The sequence below is a fragment of the Streptomyces sp. NPDC086549 genome (assembly GCF_044746205.1).
Lineage (GTDB): Bacteria > Actinomycetota > Actinomycetes > Streptomycetales > Streptomycetaceae > Streptomyces.
Map to the genome: position 1 here is coordinate 80834 of NZ_JBIVBS010000001.1, position 17746 is coordinate 98579.

Annotated in this window: 13 protein-coding genes; 3 read left to right on the forward strand and 10 right to left on the reverse strand. The window is 70.4% G+C overall.

Features of this window, described 5'->3' with window-relative positions:
• Window positions 1-40: 40 nt before the first annotated feature.
• Both ACIPSA_RS00375 and ACIPSA_RS00380 read right to left on the reverse strand, forming a co-directional pair.
• The gene (locus tag ACIPSA_RS00375; RefSeq protein ID WP_402626909.1) at window positions 41-1684 is read right to left on the reverse strand and encodes a glycoside hydrolase family 13 protein; all 1644 of its coding nucleotides are present in this window, start codon (window positions 1682-1684) and stop codon (window positions 41-43) included.
• Window positions 1685-1858: 174 nt separating this feature from the next.
• Window positions 1859-3130: an ABC transporter substrate-binding protein gene (locus ACIPSA_RS00380; protein WP_402626911.1), complete on the reverse strand. Its 1272-nt coding sequence runs from the start codon at window positions 3128-3130 to the stop codon at window positions 1859-1861.
• Between the two features lie 140 nt (window positions 3131-3270).
• On the opposite strand from ACIPSA_RS00380, the gene ACIPSA_RS00385 reads away from it, so the two are divergent.
• The 3 genes from ACIPSA_RS00385 (at window position 3271) to ACIPSA_RS00395 (ending at window position 6918) form a co-directional block, all read left to right on the forward strand.
• Complete coding sequence (locus ACIPSA_RS00385; protein ID WP_402626914.1) at window positions 3271-3786, forward strand: PadR family transcriptional regulator; 516 nt, start codon at window positions 3271-3273, stop codon at window positions 3784-3786.
• Complete coding sequence (locus tag ACIPSA_RS00390; RefSeq protein ID WP_402626916.1) at window positions 3783-4535, forward strand: ABC transporter ATP-binding protein; 753 nt, start codon at window positions 3783-3785, stop codon at window positions 4533-4535. The genes ACIPSA_RS00385 and ACIPSA_RS00390 overlap by 4 nt, the downstream gene beginning before the upstream one ends.
• 100 nt (window positions 4536-4635) lie before the next feature.
• Complete coding sequence (locus tag ACIPSA_RS00395; RefSeq protein WP_402626918.1) at window positions 4636-6918, forward strand: FtsX-like permease family protein; 2283 nt, start codon at window positions 4636-4638, stop codon at window positions 6916-6918.
• A gap of 342 nt (window positions 6919-7260) precedes the next feature.
• Here ACIPSA_RS00395 and pgi read toward each other — a convergent pair whose 3' ends face one another.
• The 8 genes from pgi to ACIPSA_RS00435 all read right to left on the reverse strand — a co-directional run bounded on the left by pgi (window position 7261) and on the right by ACIPSA_RS00435 (window position 17642).
• Complete coding sequence (pgi, locus tag ACIPSA_RS00400; RefSeq protein WP_402626921.1) at window positions 7261-8916, reverse strand: glucose-6-phosphate isomerase; 1656 nt, start codon at window positions 8914-8916, stop codon at window positions 7261-7263.
• A 75-nt stretch (window positions 8917-8991) separates the two neighbouring features.
• The gene (locus ACIPSA_RS00405; RefSeq protein WP_402626924.1) at window positions 8992-10260 is read right to left on the reverse strand and encodes an MFS transporter; all 1269 of its coding nucleotides are present in this window, start codon (window positions 10258-10260) and stop codon (window positions 8992-8994) included.
• A gap of 121 nt (window positions 10261-10381) precedes the next feature.
• Complete coding sequence (locus ACIPSA_RS00410; RefSeq protein WP_007448238.1) at window positions 10382-10669, reverse strand: RNA polymerase-binding protein RbpA; 288 nt, start codon at window positions 10667-10669, stop codon at window positions 10382-10384.
• Window positions 10670-10944: 275 nt separating this feature from the next.
• Entirely contained in the window at window positions 10945-11181 is a 237-nt protein-coding gene (secG, locus tag ACIPSA_RS00415) for a preprotein translocase subunit SecG (RefSeq protein ID WP_384460683.1), read from the reverse strand.
• Window positions 11182-11289: 108 nt separating this feature from the next.
• Complete coding sequence (tpiA, locus tag ACIPSA_RS00420) at window positions 11290-12066, reverse strand: triose-phosphate isomerase (protein ID WP_402626927.1); 777 nt, start codon at window positions 12064-12066, stop codon at window positions 11290-11292.
• 5 nt (window positions 12067-12071) lie between these two features.
• Window positions 12072-13283, reverse strand: coding sequence for a phosphoglycerate kinase (locus ACIPSA_RS00425; protein ID WP_402626929.1), 1212 nt, complete (start codon window positions 13281-13283; stop codon window positions 12072-12074).
• Window positions 13284-13428: 145 nt separating this feature from the next.
• The gene (gene gap / locus ACIPSA_RS00430) at window positions 13429-14436 is read right to left on the reverse strand and encodes a type I glyceraldehyde-3-phosphate dehydrogenase (RefSeq protein ID WP_402626931.1); all 1008 of its coding nucleotides are present in this window, start codon (window positions 14434-14436) and stop codon (window positions 13429-13431) included.
• 251 nt (window positions 14437-14687) lie between these two features.
• A complete protein-coding gene (locus tag ACIPSA_RS00435; protein ID WP_402626932.1) occupies window positions 14688-17642 on the reverse strand; it encodes a M14 family zinc carboxypeptidase in 2955 nt (984 codons plus the stop codon).
• Between the last annotated feature and the right edge of the window lie 104 nt (window positions 17643-17746).

Here is a 17746-nt window from a genome sequence, read left to right on the forward strand (position 1 = left end):
GGGGAACTGACGAAGGTGGAGCGTGTGGGGCGAAGAGGGATCAGAGATCGGTGCCGTCGCTGATCCACCAGGCGGCCGTGGAGCCGGGGAGCACCCCGGCCGGGCAGGGACCGCTGGACAGCAGGGGTGTGCCGGAGACCGGCGCGGGCATGGGCGCCGTACCGAAGTTGACGGCGCAGACGAGGTCGTCGCCGCGGACGAAGGCGAGGACGCCGGGCGGGGTGTCCAGCCAGCGCAGGGCGCCTTCGCCCAACTGGTCCAGTGACGCGCGCAGTTGGAGGCCGTCGCGGTACAGGTGCCAGAAGGAGCGGGTGTCGGCGAGGGCGCGGTCGGTGGCGTACTCGGCGAAGTACGACGGCTGCGGCAGCCACGGCTTGGCGCCCTCGACTCCGGAGGTGAAGCCGAACGGGGAGGCCTGCCCGGACCAGGGCAGCGGCACCCGACAGCCGTCGCGGATGCGGGCGCGGCTGCCGGTGCGGCGGAAGATCGGGTCGGTGAGCACGTCGTCGGGCAGGTCGACGACCTCGGGCAGGCCCAGTTCCTCGCCCTGGTAGATGTACGCGGCTCCGGGCAGCGCCAGCATGAGCAGCGCTGCGGCGCGGGCGCGGGCGGCGCCCGCGCCGCCCGCGGTGGCGGGTTCGCCGTAGCGGGTGACGGTGCGGACCTGGTCGTGGTTGTTCAGGACCCAGGTGACCGTCGAGCCCGTGCCGGCTATGTCCTGCATGGCCTCGGAGATGACCTTGCGGAAGGCGTCGGCGTCCCAGGGGGCGCCGAGCAGGTCGAAGAAGAAGGCCTGGTGGAGCTCGTCGGGGCGGACGTACTCGGCGTGTTCGCGGGCCGTGGGGACCGAGACCTCGCCGACCAGCAGTCGCTCGTGGCCGTCGCGCGCCGTGTACTCCTCGCACACCGCGCGCCAGTGCCGCCACACCTCGTGCACCTCGGGCTGGTTCCAGGCGAGGGGGTTGACCGAGTCGCGGGTGCGGGCGTCGGCCTCGGGGTCCGGGGAGTCGGGCAGGTCGGGGTGCTTGAAGAGACCGGCGGCCACGTCGATACGGAAGCCGTCGACGCCCCGGTCCAGCCAGAAGCGCAGGACGCGGTCGAACTCGGCGGTGACCTCGGGGTCGCGCCAGTTCCAGTCGGGCTGTTCCGGCGTGAACATGTGCAGGTACCACTGGCCGGGGCGGCCGTCCGCCTCCGTCACCCGGGTCCAGGCCGGGCCGCCGAACATGGCGTGCCAGTTGTTGGGCGGTTCGGCGCCGTCCGGGCCGCGGCCGTCGGCGAAGTGGAAGCGGGCGCGGGCCGGGCTGCCGGGTGCGGCGGCGAGCGCCTCGCGGAACCACGGGTGCTCGCTGGAGCAGTGGTTGGGGACGATGTCCAGGAGCACCTTGATGCCGAGCCGCCGGGCGGCCGCCACCAGCAGGTCGAACTCGGCGAGGTCGCCGAAGAGCGGGTCGACGTCGCAGTAGTCGGCGACGTCGTAGCCGTGGTCGTGCTGGGGCGAGGGGTAGAAGGGGCTCAGCCAGATCCCGTCGACACCGAGCTTCTTGAGGTACGGCAGTCCGGCCCTGACCCCGGCCAGATCGCCGATGCCGTCGCCGGTGCTGTCCAGGAAGCTGCGGACGTACACCTGGTAGATCACTGCGTCGCGCCACCAGTGGTGGGTGCGGATGCGCTGAAGACTCACCCCGTCGGCCTGTCTGTGCGTGCTTACGGTTATGCATGCATGTTAAGTAGGCGTGTCGCGAGGGTGTCAACGAAGAGGCAGAAGCTACCGCAGAGTTAGCCTTTTATATGCACATTTATCAGGGCACCCAGAAGCAAGATGAGACCCTGGCGTTACTTAACAAGTAACTAGCGACTATCGCCGGGAGATGGCGGCCAGCTCCCGCGCCAGCCGTCGCACAGCGCTCTCGGGCGTCTCCCGCCCGGTCAGCGCGTCCTGCACGACGGCCTGCACCACCAGGCTGACCTGGTCGTAGCGCGGGCTCTTGGGGCGAGGGGCGGCCGTGCGCAGGGCCGCGCGCAGGGTCGGCAGGTACGGGAAGCGCCGTACCAGTTCGGGGTCGTCGTAGAGCGAGGCGCGGACGGGCGGCAGCGCGCCGCGCGTGAGGACCTGGCGCTGGACGCGCTCACCGGTCAGGTACGCGATGAGCCGCGCGGCCGAGTCGGGGTGCCGCGCGTGCGTGTTGACGGCCAGGTCGGAGCCGCCGAGGACACTCCTGCCGGGGCCGTCCGGCCCGGGCAGCGGTACGGCGCCGATCTTGCCGGCCACCTTGGAGCCCTTGGCCGAGGCGGCGACGTACGCGTAGGGCCAGTTGCGCAGGAAGAGCAGCCGGCCGTCCTGGAAGGCCTGCTTGGACTCCTCCTCCTTGTACGTCAGCGCCTGCCGCGGGATCCAGCCCTCGCGCACCCCGCGCGCGAGGAAGCCGATGCCCTCGCGGGCCGCGTCGGAGTTCACGGTGACCCGGGTGCCCTCGTCGCCGAGGATCGTGCCGCCCGCCGAGTACACGGCCTCGGCCGCGTTGACGGTGAGGCCCTCGTACGGCAGGAACTGGCCCGCGTAGCCGTCGAGCCCGTACTTCGGCGCGATGGTCTTCGCGTCCCGCTCCAGCTCGGCCCAGGTGCGCGGCGGCGGCACGCCCTCCTTGGCCAGGATGTCCTTGCGGTACAGGAGCAGCCCGGCGTTGGTGACGTACGGGACGGCATACAGCTGCCCGTCGTATCTGGCGGTGTCGACGACCGGATCCAGGAACGTCTTCAGCGGGAACCGGTCGGGCGGCAGCGGGCGGATCCAGCCGGCCGCCGCGAACTCGGAGGTCCAGTTGACGTCGATGTTGAGGACGTCGAAGCGGCTGCGGTCGCCGCCGCGCAGGTCGGTGGTCATCTGCGCGTGGGTCTCGTCGGCCGAGTCCGGGAGCTCGACGAGCGTGACCTTCTCGGCGGGGTGGGTGCGGTTCCAGCCGTCCAGGACCGGGGCGAGATAGCCGGTGAGATCCCCGGCGGTGGCCAGGGTGAGCGGGCCGCGTCCGCCGCCGCGTGCCCCGCCGGTGTGCGTGCCGGAGGCGACGTAACCGGACATGACCACGGCGACGACGAGGAGGCCCCTACCGGCGGCGTGGATCCACCGCATAGGTTCCTCCTTGCACACCCGGCACCGGGCACCCTCGCCCGGGTCAGATGCCATGTATACCTGTTAGGTATGGGCGATACTAGGGCTTGGGACACATCAGGCCCGGCACACAGTACGAGACCGCGAGGAGGACTGCACGAGTGCGCCTGCCCCTCCTGGCACTCCTCGCGCGCGGCCCCGCCCACGGCTACGAGCTGAAGCAGGACCTTGAGCAACTGCTGGGCTCCGCGTACCCTCAGCCGAACGTCGGCCAGATCTACGTCACCCTCGGCCGCCTGGAGAAGTCCGGACTGATCGAGGGCGAGGACGTCGAGCAGTCCAGCCGGCCCAACAAGAAGGTGTACCGCCTCACCGAGGCCGGGCGTGAGGCGCTGCACGTCTGGTTCGAGGAGCCCGAGGACGAGCCGCGGGTACGGGACGAGTTCTTCATGAAGCTCGCCCTCGCCCCGCAGACCGGTCTCGCCGACCAGATCGCCCTCATCAACAAACAGCGGCGCCAGTACCTCAACACCATGCGCAACCTGTCGAAACTGGCCGCGGCCGAGAACCGGGACAACCGCATCTCCCACCTGCTGATCGAGGGCGCCATGCTGCATCTGCAGGCCGACCTCGACTGGCTGGAGCGGTGCCAGGAGGAACTGGAGGAGCTGGAATGAGCGACAGCGGCACCGCTCCTCTGCTGCGTGCCGAGGGGCTGACCAAGACCCACCACGGCGAGGGCGCGCCCGCGCACGCGGTGCGCGGCGTCGATCTGCGCGTGACGCGGGGCGAGTTCGTGGCCGTCACCGGACCGTCGGGGGCCGGGAAGTCCACGCTGCTGCACCTGCTCGGCGGGCTGCAGCGGCCGGACGCCGGCAGCATCTGGCTGGACGGCGAGTGCACCGACTCCTACAACGAGGCGCGCTGGGCGGTGGAGCGCAGGAAGCGCATCGGGATCGTCTTCCAGTTCTTCAACCTGGTCTCCAACCTGTCGGTCGCCGACAACGTCGAACTGCCGGCCCTGCTCGCCGGTGTCCCGCCCAGGCGGGCGCGGACCGAGCGGGAGGAACTGCTGGCGGAGCTGGGCCTGGAGGGCAAGGAGCGCAGCATGCCGGGTGAGCTGTCCGGCGGTGAGCAGCAGCGGGTCGCGCTGGCCCGGGCCCTGGTCAACCATCCTCCGCTGCTGCTGGCGGACGAGCCCGCGGGCAGCCTCGACAGCAGGGGCACCCGTGAGGTCATGCGACTGCTGTCCCGCTTCCACGGGCGCGGGCAGAGCATCGTACTAGTCACCCACGACGCCCGCCTGGCCAGCGCCGCGGACCGGGTGATCAGCTTCTTCGACGGCCGGATCGCCGACGACGCCGAACTGGGCGGGACGCCGTCCCGCAGGTCGGGGATATCGGGTGTGCTGGAGCTGAGGGACTGATCCGCGGTGCACGACCACTCTGTGTACGACCACTCGGCGTACGACCACTCGGCGTACGACCATCCACTCATCCACTGCCGCGAGCCGAGGGGCTGAGCCGGTGCGGGCCACCTTGCGCTGGGCGCACTCCGATCTGCGCACGCACCGCGGCGAGGCGCTGTTCATGGTGCTCGCCACCGCCGGCATCGTCGCCTCGCTGCTGCTGGCCACGGCGCTGTTCGGGTACGCGACCAACCCCTGGCAGCGGATCTTCAACCAGGCCCGTGGCGCCCACGTGTGGATCCACGCCGTACCCACCGCCGACACGGACCGGCTCGCCCGGCTGGACGGCGTCCAGACCGTCGCCGGTCCCTATCCCACCGAGTCCGTCACCGTGTCCTCGCGCGGCACCCGCGCCTCCGTCGAGCTGCGCTCCACCCCCCGGCAGCCCGACGTGGACCGGCCGCTGCTCACCTCCGGTCACTGGCTGCGGACCTCGGACCCGGGCGGGGTGGTGCTGGAGACCAGGCTCGCCCGGGCCCTGCTGGCCGAGCCGGGGGACACGCTGACCCTGCCCGGCACGGCCCGGACCCTGACGGTCGTGGGCATCGCCGACAGCCCCGAACCCCGCTACAGCCCGGGGGAACAGCCGGGGCTCGTCTGGGCCCCGCCCGCCGCCCTGCGCGATCCGGGCGGCCAGGTCGTCGGGCTGCGCCTGACCGACCCCGACGACACGGACTACGCCGTCCAGCGGGCGGTCACGGTGCTGGGCGCCGGTGCGGTCGACGAGGTCTCCACCTGGCAGCAGGCACGTGCCGAGGCCCAGGGCGACAGCCGGCTCCTCGGCCAGGTGCTGGGACTGTTCGGGCTGGGCGCGCTGGCCGCCGCCGGGTTCGCGGTGCACGGCGCGATCGGCACCCGCATCCGGGGCCATCTGCGGGACATCTCGGTACTCAAGGCGATCGGCCTCACGCCCGGCCAGGTCGTGCGGATCTTCCTGCTCCAGCACGTCGTGTACGCCGTCGTCGGCGCCCTGGCCGCGGGGGCGTTCATCCAGGGCCTGGGCCGCCTGATCCCGGGGCGGCTCGGTGACGCGGTGGGCGTGTGGCAGGGCCTGCCGGGACACGCCGTCGCCCTGTTCGTGGTGCCCGTGGGCGCGGTGCTGTTCATCGGCCTGACCACCGGGCTGGCGGCCTGGCGGGCCGGCCGGGTGCCTCCGGTACCGGTCCCACGGCCCGCGCCCCAGTCCGGCGGGCGGCTGACGGGCGTGGCCCGGCGGGCCTTCGGGCTGCGGCTGCCGCCCGCGGTGGTGCTGGGCTGCCACAAGGTGTTCACCGGCCGCCGCCGGTCGCTGGCCACGGTGGGTCGGCTGGCGCTGCCGCTGCTGCTGATCGTGGTGGCGCTGAGCGCGTGGACCACCATCGACCGGTTCCACCGCAGCCCGGAGCGGCTGGGTCTGCCCGCGGCGCTCACCGTACGGACGGACGCCGGCCTGAGCGACGCGGACGCCCGCGCGCTGCTCACCGCGGACCCCCGGGTCGCCGCCGCCTACCCGGGGGTCGAGGTGCCCGCCCTGGTCCCCGGCCAGACCGCCACGATCGCCCTGCGGGGCCTCGGCACGCACCGGGACCCCTACCCGTACGCCCTCGCCGAGGGCCGCCCCGCGACCGGTCCGGACGAGGCGGTGGCCGGGCAGGGGCTGCTCGACCTGCTGGACGTGCGCGTCGGCGACTGGGTGCGGATGACCGTGGGCGACCGGCCGCAGATCCTGCACATCGTGGGCCGCTGCATCGAGCCGGAGAACGCCGGCCGGGTCGTGTCGACCTCCCTGGACACCCTCCGCGAGAACGATCCGCAGCTGACCCCGACCCTGTACCAGCTGCGGCTGCGCGCGGGCGCCGACCAGCACCGGGTGGCGGCCGCGCTGGCCACGGCGGGCCACGGGCATCTGGACGTGCACGCCGTGCCGAACCCGGCCGACGGGCTGTCCCCGCTGCGCGGAGTCGTCGCCGGGCTGATCGCCGTGCTCGCCCTGATCGGCGTCGTCGAACTGCTCACCGCGATCGGCGGGACCGTCCGTGAGAGCGAGCGGGACCTGCTGGCGCTCAAGGCGATCGGCATGTCCCCACGGCAGATCACCGCGATCACGGTGACGGCGACGAGCTGTACGGCCCTGGCCGCGGTCCTCCTCGCCACGTCGCTGGGGCTGCCGCTGGCGCGCCGGCTGATCGACGCCCAGGGCAGCTCCAGCGGCATCGGCGCCGGAATCGCCCAGTCCCCCTCCCCCGCCCTGCTGACCGCCCTGGGCGCGGCGGCGGTACTGGGAGCCGCCGCGCTCTCCGCCCTCCCCGCGGCCAGGGCAGCCCACCGCCGCCTGGCGGACACCCTGAGCGCGGTGGCCTGACAACACGGGTCGACCGCGAACACCGGCCTCCTCGCCGGGACGCCGCCCCGGGGCACCACCCGATCGACCCCAGGCCGACGCCCGCGGGCACCGGCACCGGGATCACCCGACCCCTTCCCCGGCCGACCGACCGCACAAGGCACGACAGCCGCACCGAAGGCCACCGCACTCTCCACCCCGCCCACGGCTGCCAGACAACGCGGGGCGGCCGCGAACGCGGGGCTGCTCCGCACCTCGCCGGAGCCGCCCCGGGCGCGTCGGCTGATCGACGCCCGGGGCAGATCCGGGGGCATCGGCGCCGGGATCGTGCAGTCCCCCCTCCCGCGGCCCGCCGACCGCAGGTCAGCCGCGGCCGCGCAGCTCCCGGTACTTGGCGACCAGGACCTTGGTGGACTCGTCCAGGCCCTCGACCTCGGCTCCCTCGGTGAGGGCTGGTTCGACGCGCTTGGCGAGGACCTTGCCGAGTTCGACGCCCCACTGGTCGAAGGAGTCGATGTTCCAGACCGCGCCCTGGACGAAGACCTTGTGTTCGTAGAGGGCGACGAGCTGACCGAGAACGGACGGAGTCAGCTCGCGGGCGAGGATCGTCGTGGTCGGCCGGTTGCCCTTGAAGGTCTTGTGCGGCACCAGCTCCTCGGGTACCCCCTCGGCCCGGACCTCGTCGGCGGTCTTGCCGAAGGCGAGGGCCTGGGTCTGGGCGAAGAAGTTGGCCATGAGCAGGTCGTGCTGGGCCTTGAGCTCACCGCCGAGCTCGGCGACCGGCTCGGCGAAGCCGATGAAGTCCGCCGGGATGAGCTTCGTGCCCTGGTGGATGAGCTGGTAGTAGGCGTGCTGCCCATTCGTGCCCGGCGTGCCCCAGACGACCGGTCCGGTCTGCCAGTCGACCTCCTGCCCGTCCCGCGCCACGTGCTTGCCGTTGGACTCCATGTCCAGCTGCTGCAAGTAGGCGGTGAACTTGGACAGGTAGTGGCTGTAGGGCAGGACGGCGTGCGACTGGGCGTCGTGGAAGTTGTCGTACCAGATGCCCAACAGGCCGAGCAGGAGCGGCACGTTGGACTCGGCCGGCGCGGTCCTGAAGTGCTCGTCGACCAGGTGGAAGCCGTCGAGCATCTCGCGGAACCGGTCCGGGCCGACGGCGACCATCAGGGAGAGGCCGATCGCGGAGTCGTAGGAGTAGCGGCCGCCGACCCAGTCCCAGAACTCGAACATGTTGGCCGTGTCGATGCCGAAGTCCGCCACCTTCTCGGCGTTCGTCGACAGGGCCACGAAGTGCTTGGCGACGGCGTCCTGACCGGCCTTCAGCTCGGTGAGCAGCCAGTTGCGGGCGGAGGTCGCGTTGGTGATCGTCTCGATGGTGGTGAAGGTCTTGGAGGCGATGATGAACAGCGTCTCCGCCGCGTCCAGGTCACGGGTGGCCTCGTGCAGGTCGGCGCCGTCCACGTTCGACACGAAGCGGACCGTGAGGTCGCGGTCGGTGAAGCTGCGCAGCACCTCGTAGGCCATCGCCGGGCCCAGGTCGGAGCCGCCGATGCCGATGTTGATCACGTTCTTGATGCGCTTGCCGGTGTGCCCGGTCCAGGCGCCGGAGCGGACACGCTCGGCGAAGTCGCTCATCTTGTCGAGCACGGCGTGCACCGCAGGGACGACGTTCTCCCCGTCGACCTCGATCACCGCGTCGCGCGGGGCGCGCAGCGCGGTGTGCAGGACCGCGCGGTTCTCGGTCGTGTTGATCTTCTCCCCGCGGAACATGGCGTCCCGGAGGCCGAAGACGTCGGTCGCGGCGGCCAGCTCGCGCAGCAGCCGCAGCGTCTCGTCGTTGACCAGGTGCTTCGAATAGTCGATGTAGAGGTCACCGACCTGGAGCGTGTACCCGGCGCCGCGCCCGGGATCGGCGGCGAACAGGTCCCGCAGATGGGTGTCGCCGAGCTGTTCCCGGTGCTTGGCCAGAGCGGTCCACTCGGGCGTCTGGTTGAGCCTGGTACGGCCGTCTGCGTTCATTTCGGACTTCAGCCTTCTTTCCTGCAACCTGTCCTGCTGCGTACCTTGCCCCGCTGCCGGTCCCAACCTAGTTGATCAGCGGGTGACGTGAGCTGTCGCGGCGCCGTCCTCCGGGGCAACAACAGGTACGTCGGGCTTGCCCGCCGGTATCAACGAGGTGACCGCCAGGGCGAACAGCCCGGCCGCGAGCAGGGCCGGGCCGTTCAGCCCGTACAGGCGGGCCACGACTCCGCCGAGGAGGGCGCCGAGCGGGGCGCCGGAGGTGGAGGCCGTGCGGAAGGCGGAGGCGATACGGCCCACCATCGGCTCCGGGCTGCGCTGCTGCATCAGCGTGACCTGGTTGACGTTCCACACCATGTTCATCGCGCCGAGCAGCAGCATGCCGGCCAGGAGCGCGGTCAGGTGCCGGACGCCGCCGATCAGCAGCAGCGACGCGGTCTGCACGGTCCCGCCGAGCAGGAGGGCGCGCACCCGTCCGGTGCGGCGGGCCAGGCGCTGGGCGAGGAAGCCGCCGACGATGCTCCCCGCGGAGTACGTCGTCATGGCCGCGGCGAATCCCGCGTTCCCCGCGTGGAGCCAGCGGGTCACGTGCAGCACCAGTGTGGCGATGAGGGCGCCCATGCCGATGTTGCACAGCAGCGTGGCCACGCAGACCGCTCGCAGGGCGCGGTCGCGCCACAGGGCGCGCAGGCCGGCCCCGATCTCGGCCCGCAGGGTGCTTCCGGCGGGGCGGGGCTCGCGCTGCGGCGGCCGTATCCGCAGGGACGCCACCAGCGCGGCGGCGGCCAGATAGGTGCCCGCGTCGGCCACGAACGGCATGAACGCGCCCGCCGCCAGCAGCAGGGGCACGAACGGGCCGGCCAGCAGACCGCCCGCGAGCTGCTGGCCGGTCATCAGCCGGGCGTTGGCTCCGCCCAGGGTCTCGCGCGGCACCAGTGCGGGCAGCAGGGCCGTGGAGGCGTTGTCGAAAAGCGTCTGGAGAGTGGTCAGCGTGAAGGCGAGCGTGAGCAGCAACGGCATCGAGGCGTGGCCGAGTCCCACGGCGAGCGCGAATCCGGCGACGAGCAGCCCCCGTGCGGTGTCCACGGCCCACATCGCCCGGCGCTGGTCCACCCGGTCGGCCACGGCCCCGCCGAGCAGCCCGAACAGCAGCCAGGGGACATAGCCGCAGACAGTCACCGAGGCGATGGCCAGGGGCTCGTCGGTGAGGCTCACGGCGAGCAGCGGCAGCGCTGACGTCCGTAACGCGTCGCCGAAGCGCGAGACCACGGCGGCCGTCCACAGCCGCCCGAATCCCCCGCGCCACGCGGGCGCGCTCCCGCCCGCCGCTGTGCCCTCCGTCATCGCTCCCCCTCACGATTCGCCGATGCACAAACCGTAAAGGGCGCCACTGACAACGCGTCGGGCTCAGCCGCGCGAGACGGCTGCGGCCAAGCGCCCACGGGCACCCGGCCGGTCACAACTCCTAGATCTCGCCGCGCAGTTTGGCGAGCGCCTCGGCGAGGATCGCCTCGCCGTCCGCGTCGCTGCGCCGCTCCCGTACGTACGCGAGGTGCGTCTTGTACGGCTCGGTGCGCGGCGGGTCCGGCGGGTTGTCCCGGTCCTGACCGGCCGGGAAGCCGCAGCGCGGGCAGTCCCAGGTCTCGGGAACCTGCGCGTCGCTGGCGAAGCTGGGCTGCGTCTCATGCCCGTTGGAGCACCAGAAGGAGATGCGCAGACGCGGCGCGGACTCGCCGCGCTCGGCCTCGCCCATCGGCCCCGCCCCGACCCGGCTTCCTCGGATCGCGTTGCCACTTGCCACGGTGTAACTCCCTGCGTGATGGTGCCGCGAAGCGAGTCGGCGTTTCGCTTCGTTGCGAGCGCCTCAGTCTACGTAAGGCCCAACGCGCGTCCAGTGCTTGGAGTTACAACCCCCATACCTAGACGCAAGCCCCATGATAGGCCGCGCCCAGGAGCGCGTACCGAACATGGGGCCTTACGTATGGAATGTGCGTGCTTGTGAGAAGCTGATCAGCTGCTCGTCGACGCTCAGCTGCTCGACTTCATCAGCAGGCCGAGGACGACGATGCACGCGAACCACAGCAGACCGACCACGATGGTGATCCGGTCGAGGTTGCGCTCGGCGACCGAGGAGCCGCCGACGGACGACTGCATGCCGCCACCGAACATGTCGGAGAGACCGCCGCCCTTGCCCTTGTGCATCAGCACCAGCAGCATCATCAGCAGGCTGAAGACGATCAGGGCGATCGAGAACCCCAAAACCACGGCTGGACCAACTTCCTCGGATTCGGATGGACTGCGGGGGCCGGCAGACATCTACCAGCCCCCGCAAGGGTACGACGAATCGCCGTTACCGCATACTCACAGGTCGCGTCACTGGTCGCGGAAGCGCACGATCTTGACGAACTCGTCCGCGTCCAGCGAGGCCCCGCCGACCAGGGCGCCGTCGATGTCCGCCTGGGCCATGATCTCGGCCACGTTTCCGGCCTTCACGGAGCCGCCGTACTGGATGCGGACCTTGTCGGCCAGCTCCTGCGTGTACAGCTCGGCGATCTTGCCACGGATGGCGGCGCAGACCTCCTGGGCGTCCTCGGCGCCGCAGACCTTGCCGGTGCCGATGGCCCAGACGGGCTCGTAGGCGATCACGACGGTCTCGGCCTGCTCGGCCGGGAGGTCCTTCAGACCGCCCTCGACCTGGGTGAGGGTGTGGGAGACGTGGTTGCCCGCCTCGCGGATCTCCAGCTCCTCGCCGACGCACATGATCGGGGTCAGGCCGTGCTTGTAGGCGGCCTTGACCTTGGCGTTCACGACCTCGTCGGTCTCGTCGTGGTACTGGCGGCGCTCGGAGTGCCCGACGGCCACGAAGGTGCACTTCAGCTTGGCCAGCATCGGGCCCGAGATCTCGCCCGTGTACGCGCCGGAGTCGTGCGCCGAGAGGTCCTGGGCACCGTACTTGATCTTGAGCTTGTCGCCGTCGACCAGGGTCTGCACGGAGCGCAGGTCGGTGAAGGGCGGCAGGACGGCGACCTCGACGGCCTCGTAGTCCTTGTCGGCCAGGGCGAAGGCGAGCTTCTGGACGTGCGCGATGGCCTCGAGGTGGTTGAGGTTCATCTTCCAGTTGCCCGCCATCAGCGGCGTGCGCGTGCTCATGTAGGTCAGTCCTCCAGTGCGGCGAGGCCGGGGAGCGTCTTGCCCTCGAGGTATTCGAGGGAGGCGCCGCCACCGGTCGAGATGTGGCCGAATGCGTTCTCGTCGAAGCCGAGCGTACGCACGGCCGCGGCGGAGTCGCCGCCACCGACGACGCTGAAGCCGTCGGATTCCACGAGGGCCTGGGCGACCGCCTTGGTGCCCTCGGCGTAGTCGGGGTGCTCGAAGACGCCCATGGGGCCGTTCCAGAAGACGGTCGCGGCGTCGGCGAGCTTCGAGGCGTACAGCGCTCGGGTCTTCGGGCCGATGTCCAGGCCCTCCTGGTCGGCGGGGATCTTGTCCGCGTCGACCACGGTGTTCTCGGTCGGAGCCTTGGCCTTCAGGTCCGGGAACTCCCGGGAGACCACGACGTCCACGGGGAGCAGCAGCTCGACGCCCTGCTTCTCCGCGCGCTCCATGTACTCCGTGACGACCGGGACCTGGTCCTCCTGAAGGAGGGAGATGCCGACCTCGTAGCCCTTGGCCTTGAGGAAGGTGTAGGCCATGCCGCCGCCGATGAGGAGGCGGTCGGCCTTGCCGAGCAACTCGTCGATGACGGCGAGCTTGTCGGAGACCTTGGCGCCGCCGAGCGCGACGACGTAGGGGCGCTTGACGTCCTCGGTGAGCTTCTTCAGGACGCCGACCTCGGTGGCGATGAGGTAGCCGGCGTAGTGCGGCAGGCGGGCCGGGAGGTCGTACACGGAGGCGTGCCCCCGGTGCACGGCGCCGAAGCCGTCGCCGACGTAGACGTCCGCGAGGGCCGCCAGCTGGTCGGCGAACTCGCCGCGCTCGCTGTCGTCCTTGGAGGTCTCGCCGGCGTTGAAGCGCAGGTTCTCGATGACCGCGACCTGGCCGGGCTGCAGGCCGTTCACGGCGTCGTGGGCGGCAGGGCCGACGGTGTCCTGGGCGAACGCGACCGGGGCGCCGAGGAGTTCACCTAGCCGCTCGGCGGCGGGCAGCAGCGAGAAGGCCAGGTCCGGGGCGCCCTTGGGGCGGCCCAGGTGCGAGGCGACGACCACCTTGGCGTCCGCGTCGGCGAGGGCCTTGACGGTGGGCAGTACGGCGCGGATGCGGCCGTCGTCGGTGATCACGCCGTCGGCGAGCGGCACGTTGAGGTCGGCGCGGACGAAGACCCGCTTGCCGGCCACGCCTTCCGCGAGAAGTTCGTCGATGGTCTTCATGAGGGGACTCCTGAGGAGGGCTCTTGATCGTACGAGGGCTGATCGACCGTACATAGGGGGTCGATCCGCACGTGCGTCAGGGCTCGGGCAGCGCGACGGTGCGCTGCCCGAGCCCTGCTGTCACATCAGGTGCCTGCTCTGCCGATCAGAGCTGGTTGCCGACGAAGACCGTCAGGTCGACGAGGCGGTTGGAGTAGCCCCACTCGTTGTCGTACCAACCGATGACCTTCACGTTCTTGCCCTCCTGGACCATGGTCAGGGAGGAGTCGAAGGTGCAGGACGCCGGGGCGTTGACGATGTCGGAGGAGACGATCGGGTCCTCGGTGTACTCGAGGATGCCCTTCAGCTCGCCCTCCGCGGCCTTCTGGAAGGCGGCGTTGATCTCTTCCTTGGTGACCTCGCGGCCGAGCTCGAGGACGAGGTCGGTGACCGAGCCGGTGGGGACTGGGACGCGCATCGCGATGCCGTCCAGCTTGCCCTTGAGCTGCGGGAGCACCAGGGCGGTGGCCTTGGCGGCACCGGTGGTGGTCGGGATGATGTTCTCGGCGGCGGCACGGGCGCGGCGCAGGTCCTTGTGCGGGAAGTCCAGGATGCGCTGGTCGTTCGTGTACGCGTGCACCGTGGTCATCAGGCCCTTGACGATGCCGAAGTTCTCGTCGAGGACCTTCGCCATCGGCGCCACACAGTTGGTGGTGCAGGAGGCGTTGGAGATGACGTGGTGGTTCGCCGGGTCGTACTTGTCCTGGTTGACGCCCATCACGATGGTGATGTCCTCGCCGGAGGCCGGAGCCGAGATGAGGACCTTCTTGGCGCCGCCGGCGATGTGCTTCGCGGCGTCGTCCTTCTTCGTGAAGATGCCGGTGGACTCGATGACGATGTCGACGCCCAGCTCACCCCACGGAATGTCGGCGGGGTTGCGCTCGGACAGCACCTTGATGGTGTGGCCGTCGACGGTGATGGTGTCGGCGGTGTGCGACACCTCCTGCTTCAGACGACCCAGGATGGTGTCGTACTTCAGCAGGTGGGCAGTGGTCGCGGTGTCACCCAGGTCGTTGACAGCCACGATCTCGATGTCTGCACCCTGCTCCAGCAGTGCGCGGAAGTAGTTGCGACCGATACGACCGAAGCCGTTGATGCCTACGCGGATCGTCACGAACCGATCTCCTCGTTGGTACGCCGGCCATGCGGTGCCGGCGAGCTGTATTTGGGATGTCCCCGACCACCCCCGACCCTACCTCCCTGAGGCACCCGAGGTGACATCCAGATGCCTCATACGCGGCAGGGCGGTCCGTACCCGCCAGTAGGGGTACGGACCGCCATTCTTCGGGGGGTTGATCGCCCCGCTATTTCATGAAATGACAGTGCCTCTTGGCGGCGTTGTCACTCGTTCGTGAGCGGGTCGGCTCACTTGTCGAGTGACGCGAGCGCCTTCTTGACCAGTGCCGTCCGGTCGGCCGCCGCGGGAACCTGCTCCAGGCCGAAGCCCAGCAGCACGGTGTCGTCCGTGGTGACCGCTCCGTACGTCTTGAACAGGGCTCCGGTGCGCGTCCAGTCCTTCAGGACCGCCGGACTGCCCGCGGGCGGTCCGGCCACGCTCCAGGCACCCAGGGACGACTCGAAGCCCTCGGTCTCCTTCGCCGTGCCGCCGACCACGAGCGAGGCGTCGTCGGCGAGGACGCCGTGACCGCCGGTGCCGGGGTCGGTGATGTAGCTGATCGAGACCTCGACGGACTTCCCTGCGTAGGCGCTCAGGTCGAAGCTCACCTGCTGCCAGCCGCTGGAGCTGCCGGTGAGGCTGTTCCAGGAGCCGGTGGTGCCGGTCGCCGTGCACGCGTTGTCCGTGAGCGTCAGGTAGTGCTTGAGCCACGGGTGCTCGCCGATCAGGAACCCGGCCCCGCAGTCCGCCGGCACGGTGGTCCTGGTGGCCCCGGCCGTCTCCGGGAGGGTCGTCCAGTCGTCGGCGCCCACGGTGTGCGCCTCGACCACCGCGTGGTCGTAGCCGGGCTCGGTGTCCCACAGCAGCCGGGTGCTCAGGGACGGCTTGTCGGCCGCGCTCACGCCGGTGAGGTCGATGGTGCGGGTGAGTCGCTTGTAGGCGTCGTCGGTGTGGACCGCGGCGGCCATGGAGGAGCCCGTGTACGGGCCGTACGGGTTGACGGTCCCGGCGAACTGGCCCGCGCCCTTGGCGGCGAACTGGGGGTACTTGTCCGCCGGCAGCTCGTCGGAGGTGACGCTGTAGGTGCCGGCCTTGTCGAGCGCGTTGCCGGGAACGTCGCCGAGGGCGCCGGTGAAGCCGTCGAGGTTGCCCGAGCCGGTGAAGCCGGTGGCTCCAGGAGTCGACGTGCGCGAGTAGGCGCCCAGGTAGTACTGGCTGAAGTCGTCCGACGGGGTGCCGTCGGCGAGGTTCACGGTGCCGCCGGCGAGTTCACCGGCCTCGATCAGCTTGCCGCCCTCGTTGAGGTAGGCCCGCAGCTGGAGCTGGGTGGCGTTGCCGGGGCCGTTCGTGCCCGAGTAGTGGGCGACGGTCCTGAAGTGCTTCAGCACGCCGAGCGCGTCGGGCGCGCCCTGCGTGGCGACGTCCCAGACGATCGCCTGACGGCCGTTCGCCCTCAGCGCGTCCACGTACTTCTGGGCCTGCGTGGCGGCCGCGCCCTCCTCGGCGACGACGAGGGTGTCCGCCTCGGGCCGCTCGGCGACGGTGTAGGTGAAGTGCGGGCTGGAGACCTTCTTGCCCTTGCCGGTCTCACCGGTGAACCACACCTCGACCTTGTCGCCCGGCTTGCCGCCTCGGACCTTGGCCCGGTACTCGTCGAAGTAGAGGTTGTCCCGGCCTCCGTAGGTCTTGCCGCCCTTCCAGGGCCTGAGCCTCTGGTCCCGCGTACGGCCGCCGTCGACACGGTACTTGAGCTCCTTGTCGCGCACGGACTTCCGTACGACGACCGAGACCTGCTGGTCGGCGCCGCGCGCGTACGACGTGGAGAACGTCGCCGGGGTGAAGTCGGCGGCGCTCAGACCGACCGAGGAGACCGGCTGGTCGGGGTGGGCTGCGGTCTCGGCGACGGAGAGCGCGAACGGGATGTTCTTCTGGAACTCCTGCTGGATCAGCTTCTCGTCGTCGGGGAAGTTGAAGACCGACTGGCAGTCGGAGGCCTTCCAGGCGTCGTTCGGGTCGAGGTTCGACGCGGTCTGGCAGGTCGACATCTCGGGGGTGAACATCGCCATGCCGTTGACGTTGGACGCGTGGCCGTCCGCCTCGCCGTTGGTGGTGTAGAGCTCCGAGGAGACCTGCGGGTGGTAGCCCGGGACCGCGGAGTTGTCGGGGGTGCCGGCGAGTGCCTTGTAGAGGACGTCGTCCGGGGTCGGGGTGGCCACCTGCCAGCCGACGCCGTAGAGGAGCAGTTCGGCGGCCGAGTGGTAGTTGATGCCGTAGGTGAAGCCGATGCGCTTCTCGAAGTTGTCCAGCGCCCGCGTCTCGGGCTCGGAGCCGGGGCTCGCGCCGCGGTAGGTCTGGCTGGTGGGGTTGGGGGACGAACCCTCGTCGTCGTAGCCCCACTTGTAGGCGAAGTTGCGGTTGAGGTCGACGCCGTCGCCGGTGGAGATGACGCCGTCGCCGTTGACGTCCCGCAGGTTCTTGCGCCACAGGCGGGTGTCGGAGTTCCGGAAGGTGTAGTCGTAGCCGTCGGGGTTGGCCGAGAGGACGAACCACAGCTCGGTCGAATCGACGATCTTCTTGATGCGCTTGTCCGTCTTGTAGTTGTCCAGGTAGTAGTGCATCAGCCGCCGGGTCATCTCCGGCGTGATCCACTCGCGCGCGTGCTGGTTGGACATGTACAGCACGGAGGGCTTCGAACCGTCCTTCGACTTCTTCGCGTTCCTGGTCAGTTTGAGCGCGAGGATGTCCTGGCCGTCGATGGTCTTGCCGATGGACTCGACCTTGGTGAGGCCGGGGTTGGCCTGGCCGGTCCTGACGATCTCTTCCTTGAGTCCGCCGCTGCCGCTGTACGGGCGGAACACGCCCTGCGCGGCGTCCGCGACGCGCTTCTCCGCCGTGGCCGACAGAGTGTGCTCGGTGAGGTCGACGCCCTGCTTCTCAAGTTTCTCGGCCTGCTTGTCGGTGAGGTAGACCTCGACGGCGGTCCTGCCGCTTCCGGTCACCTGCTCGCCCAGTTCGTGGCCGTCCTGGCCCGCCTTGAGCAGCAGGGGTATCTGCTTCTGGGTGACTTCGGCGCGGAAGACCTTGATCTCGTCGGGGTCGGACTTGCCGGAACTTCCGTTCTGCGCCTGGGCGATGGGTGCGAGGCTGGCTCCGCCGATCAGGAGCGCGCCGACAGCGAGGATCGATCTCGCTCTGTGTCTCATGAACCCCCCTAGCGGGTGTCCGCCGCAGTGGCGAACAGGTTGCCAGGCTCATGTCAGTCCTTGATCGAGTCAAGAGCGCCTCAAGGTCACACGAACGCCGGTGC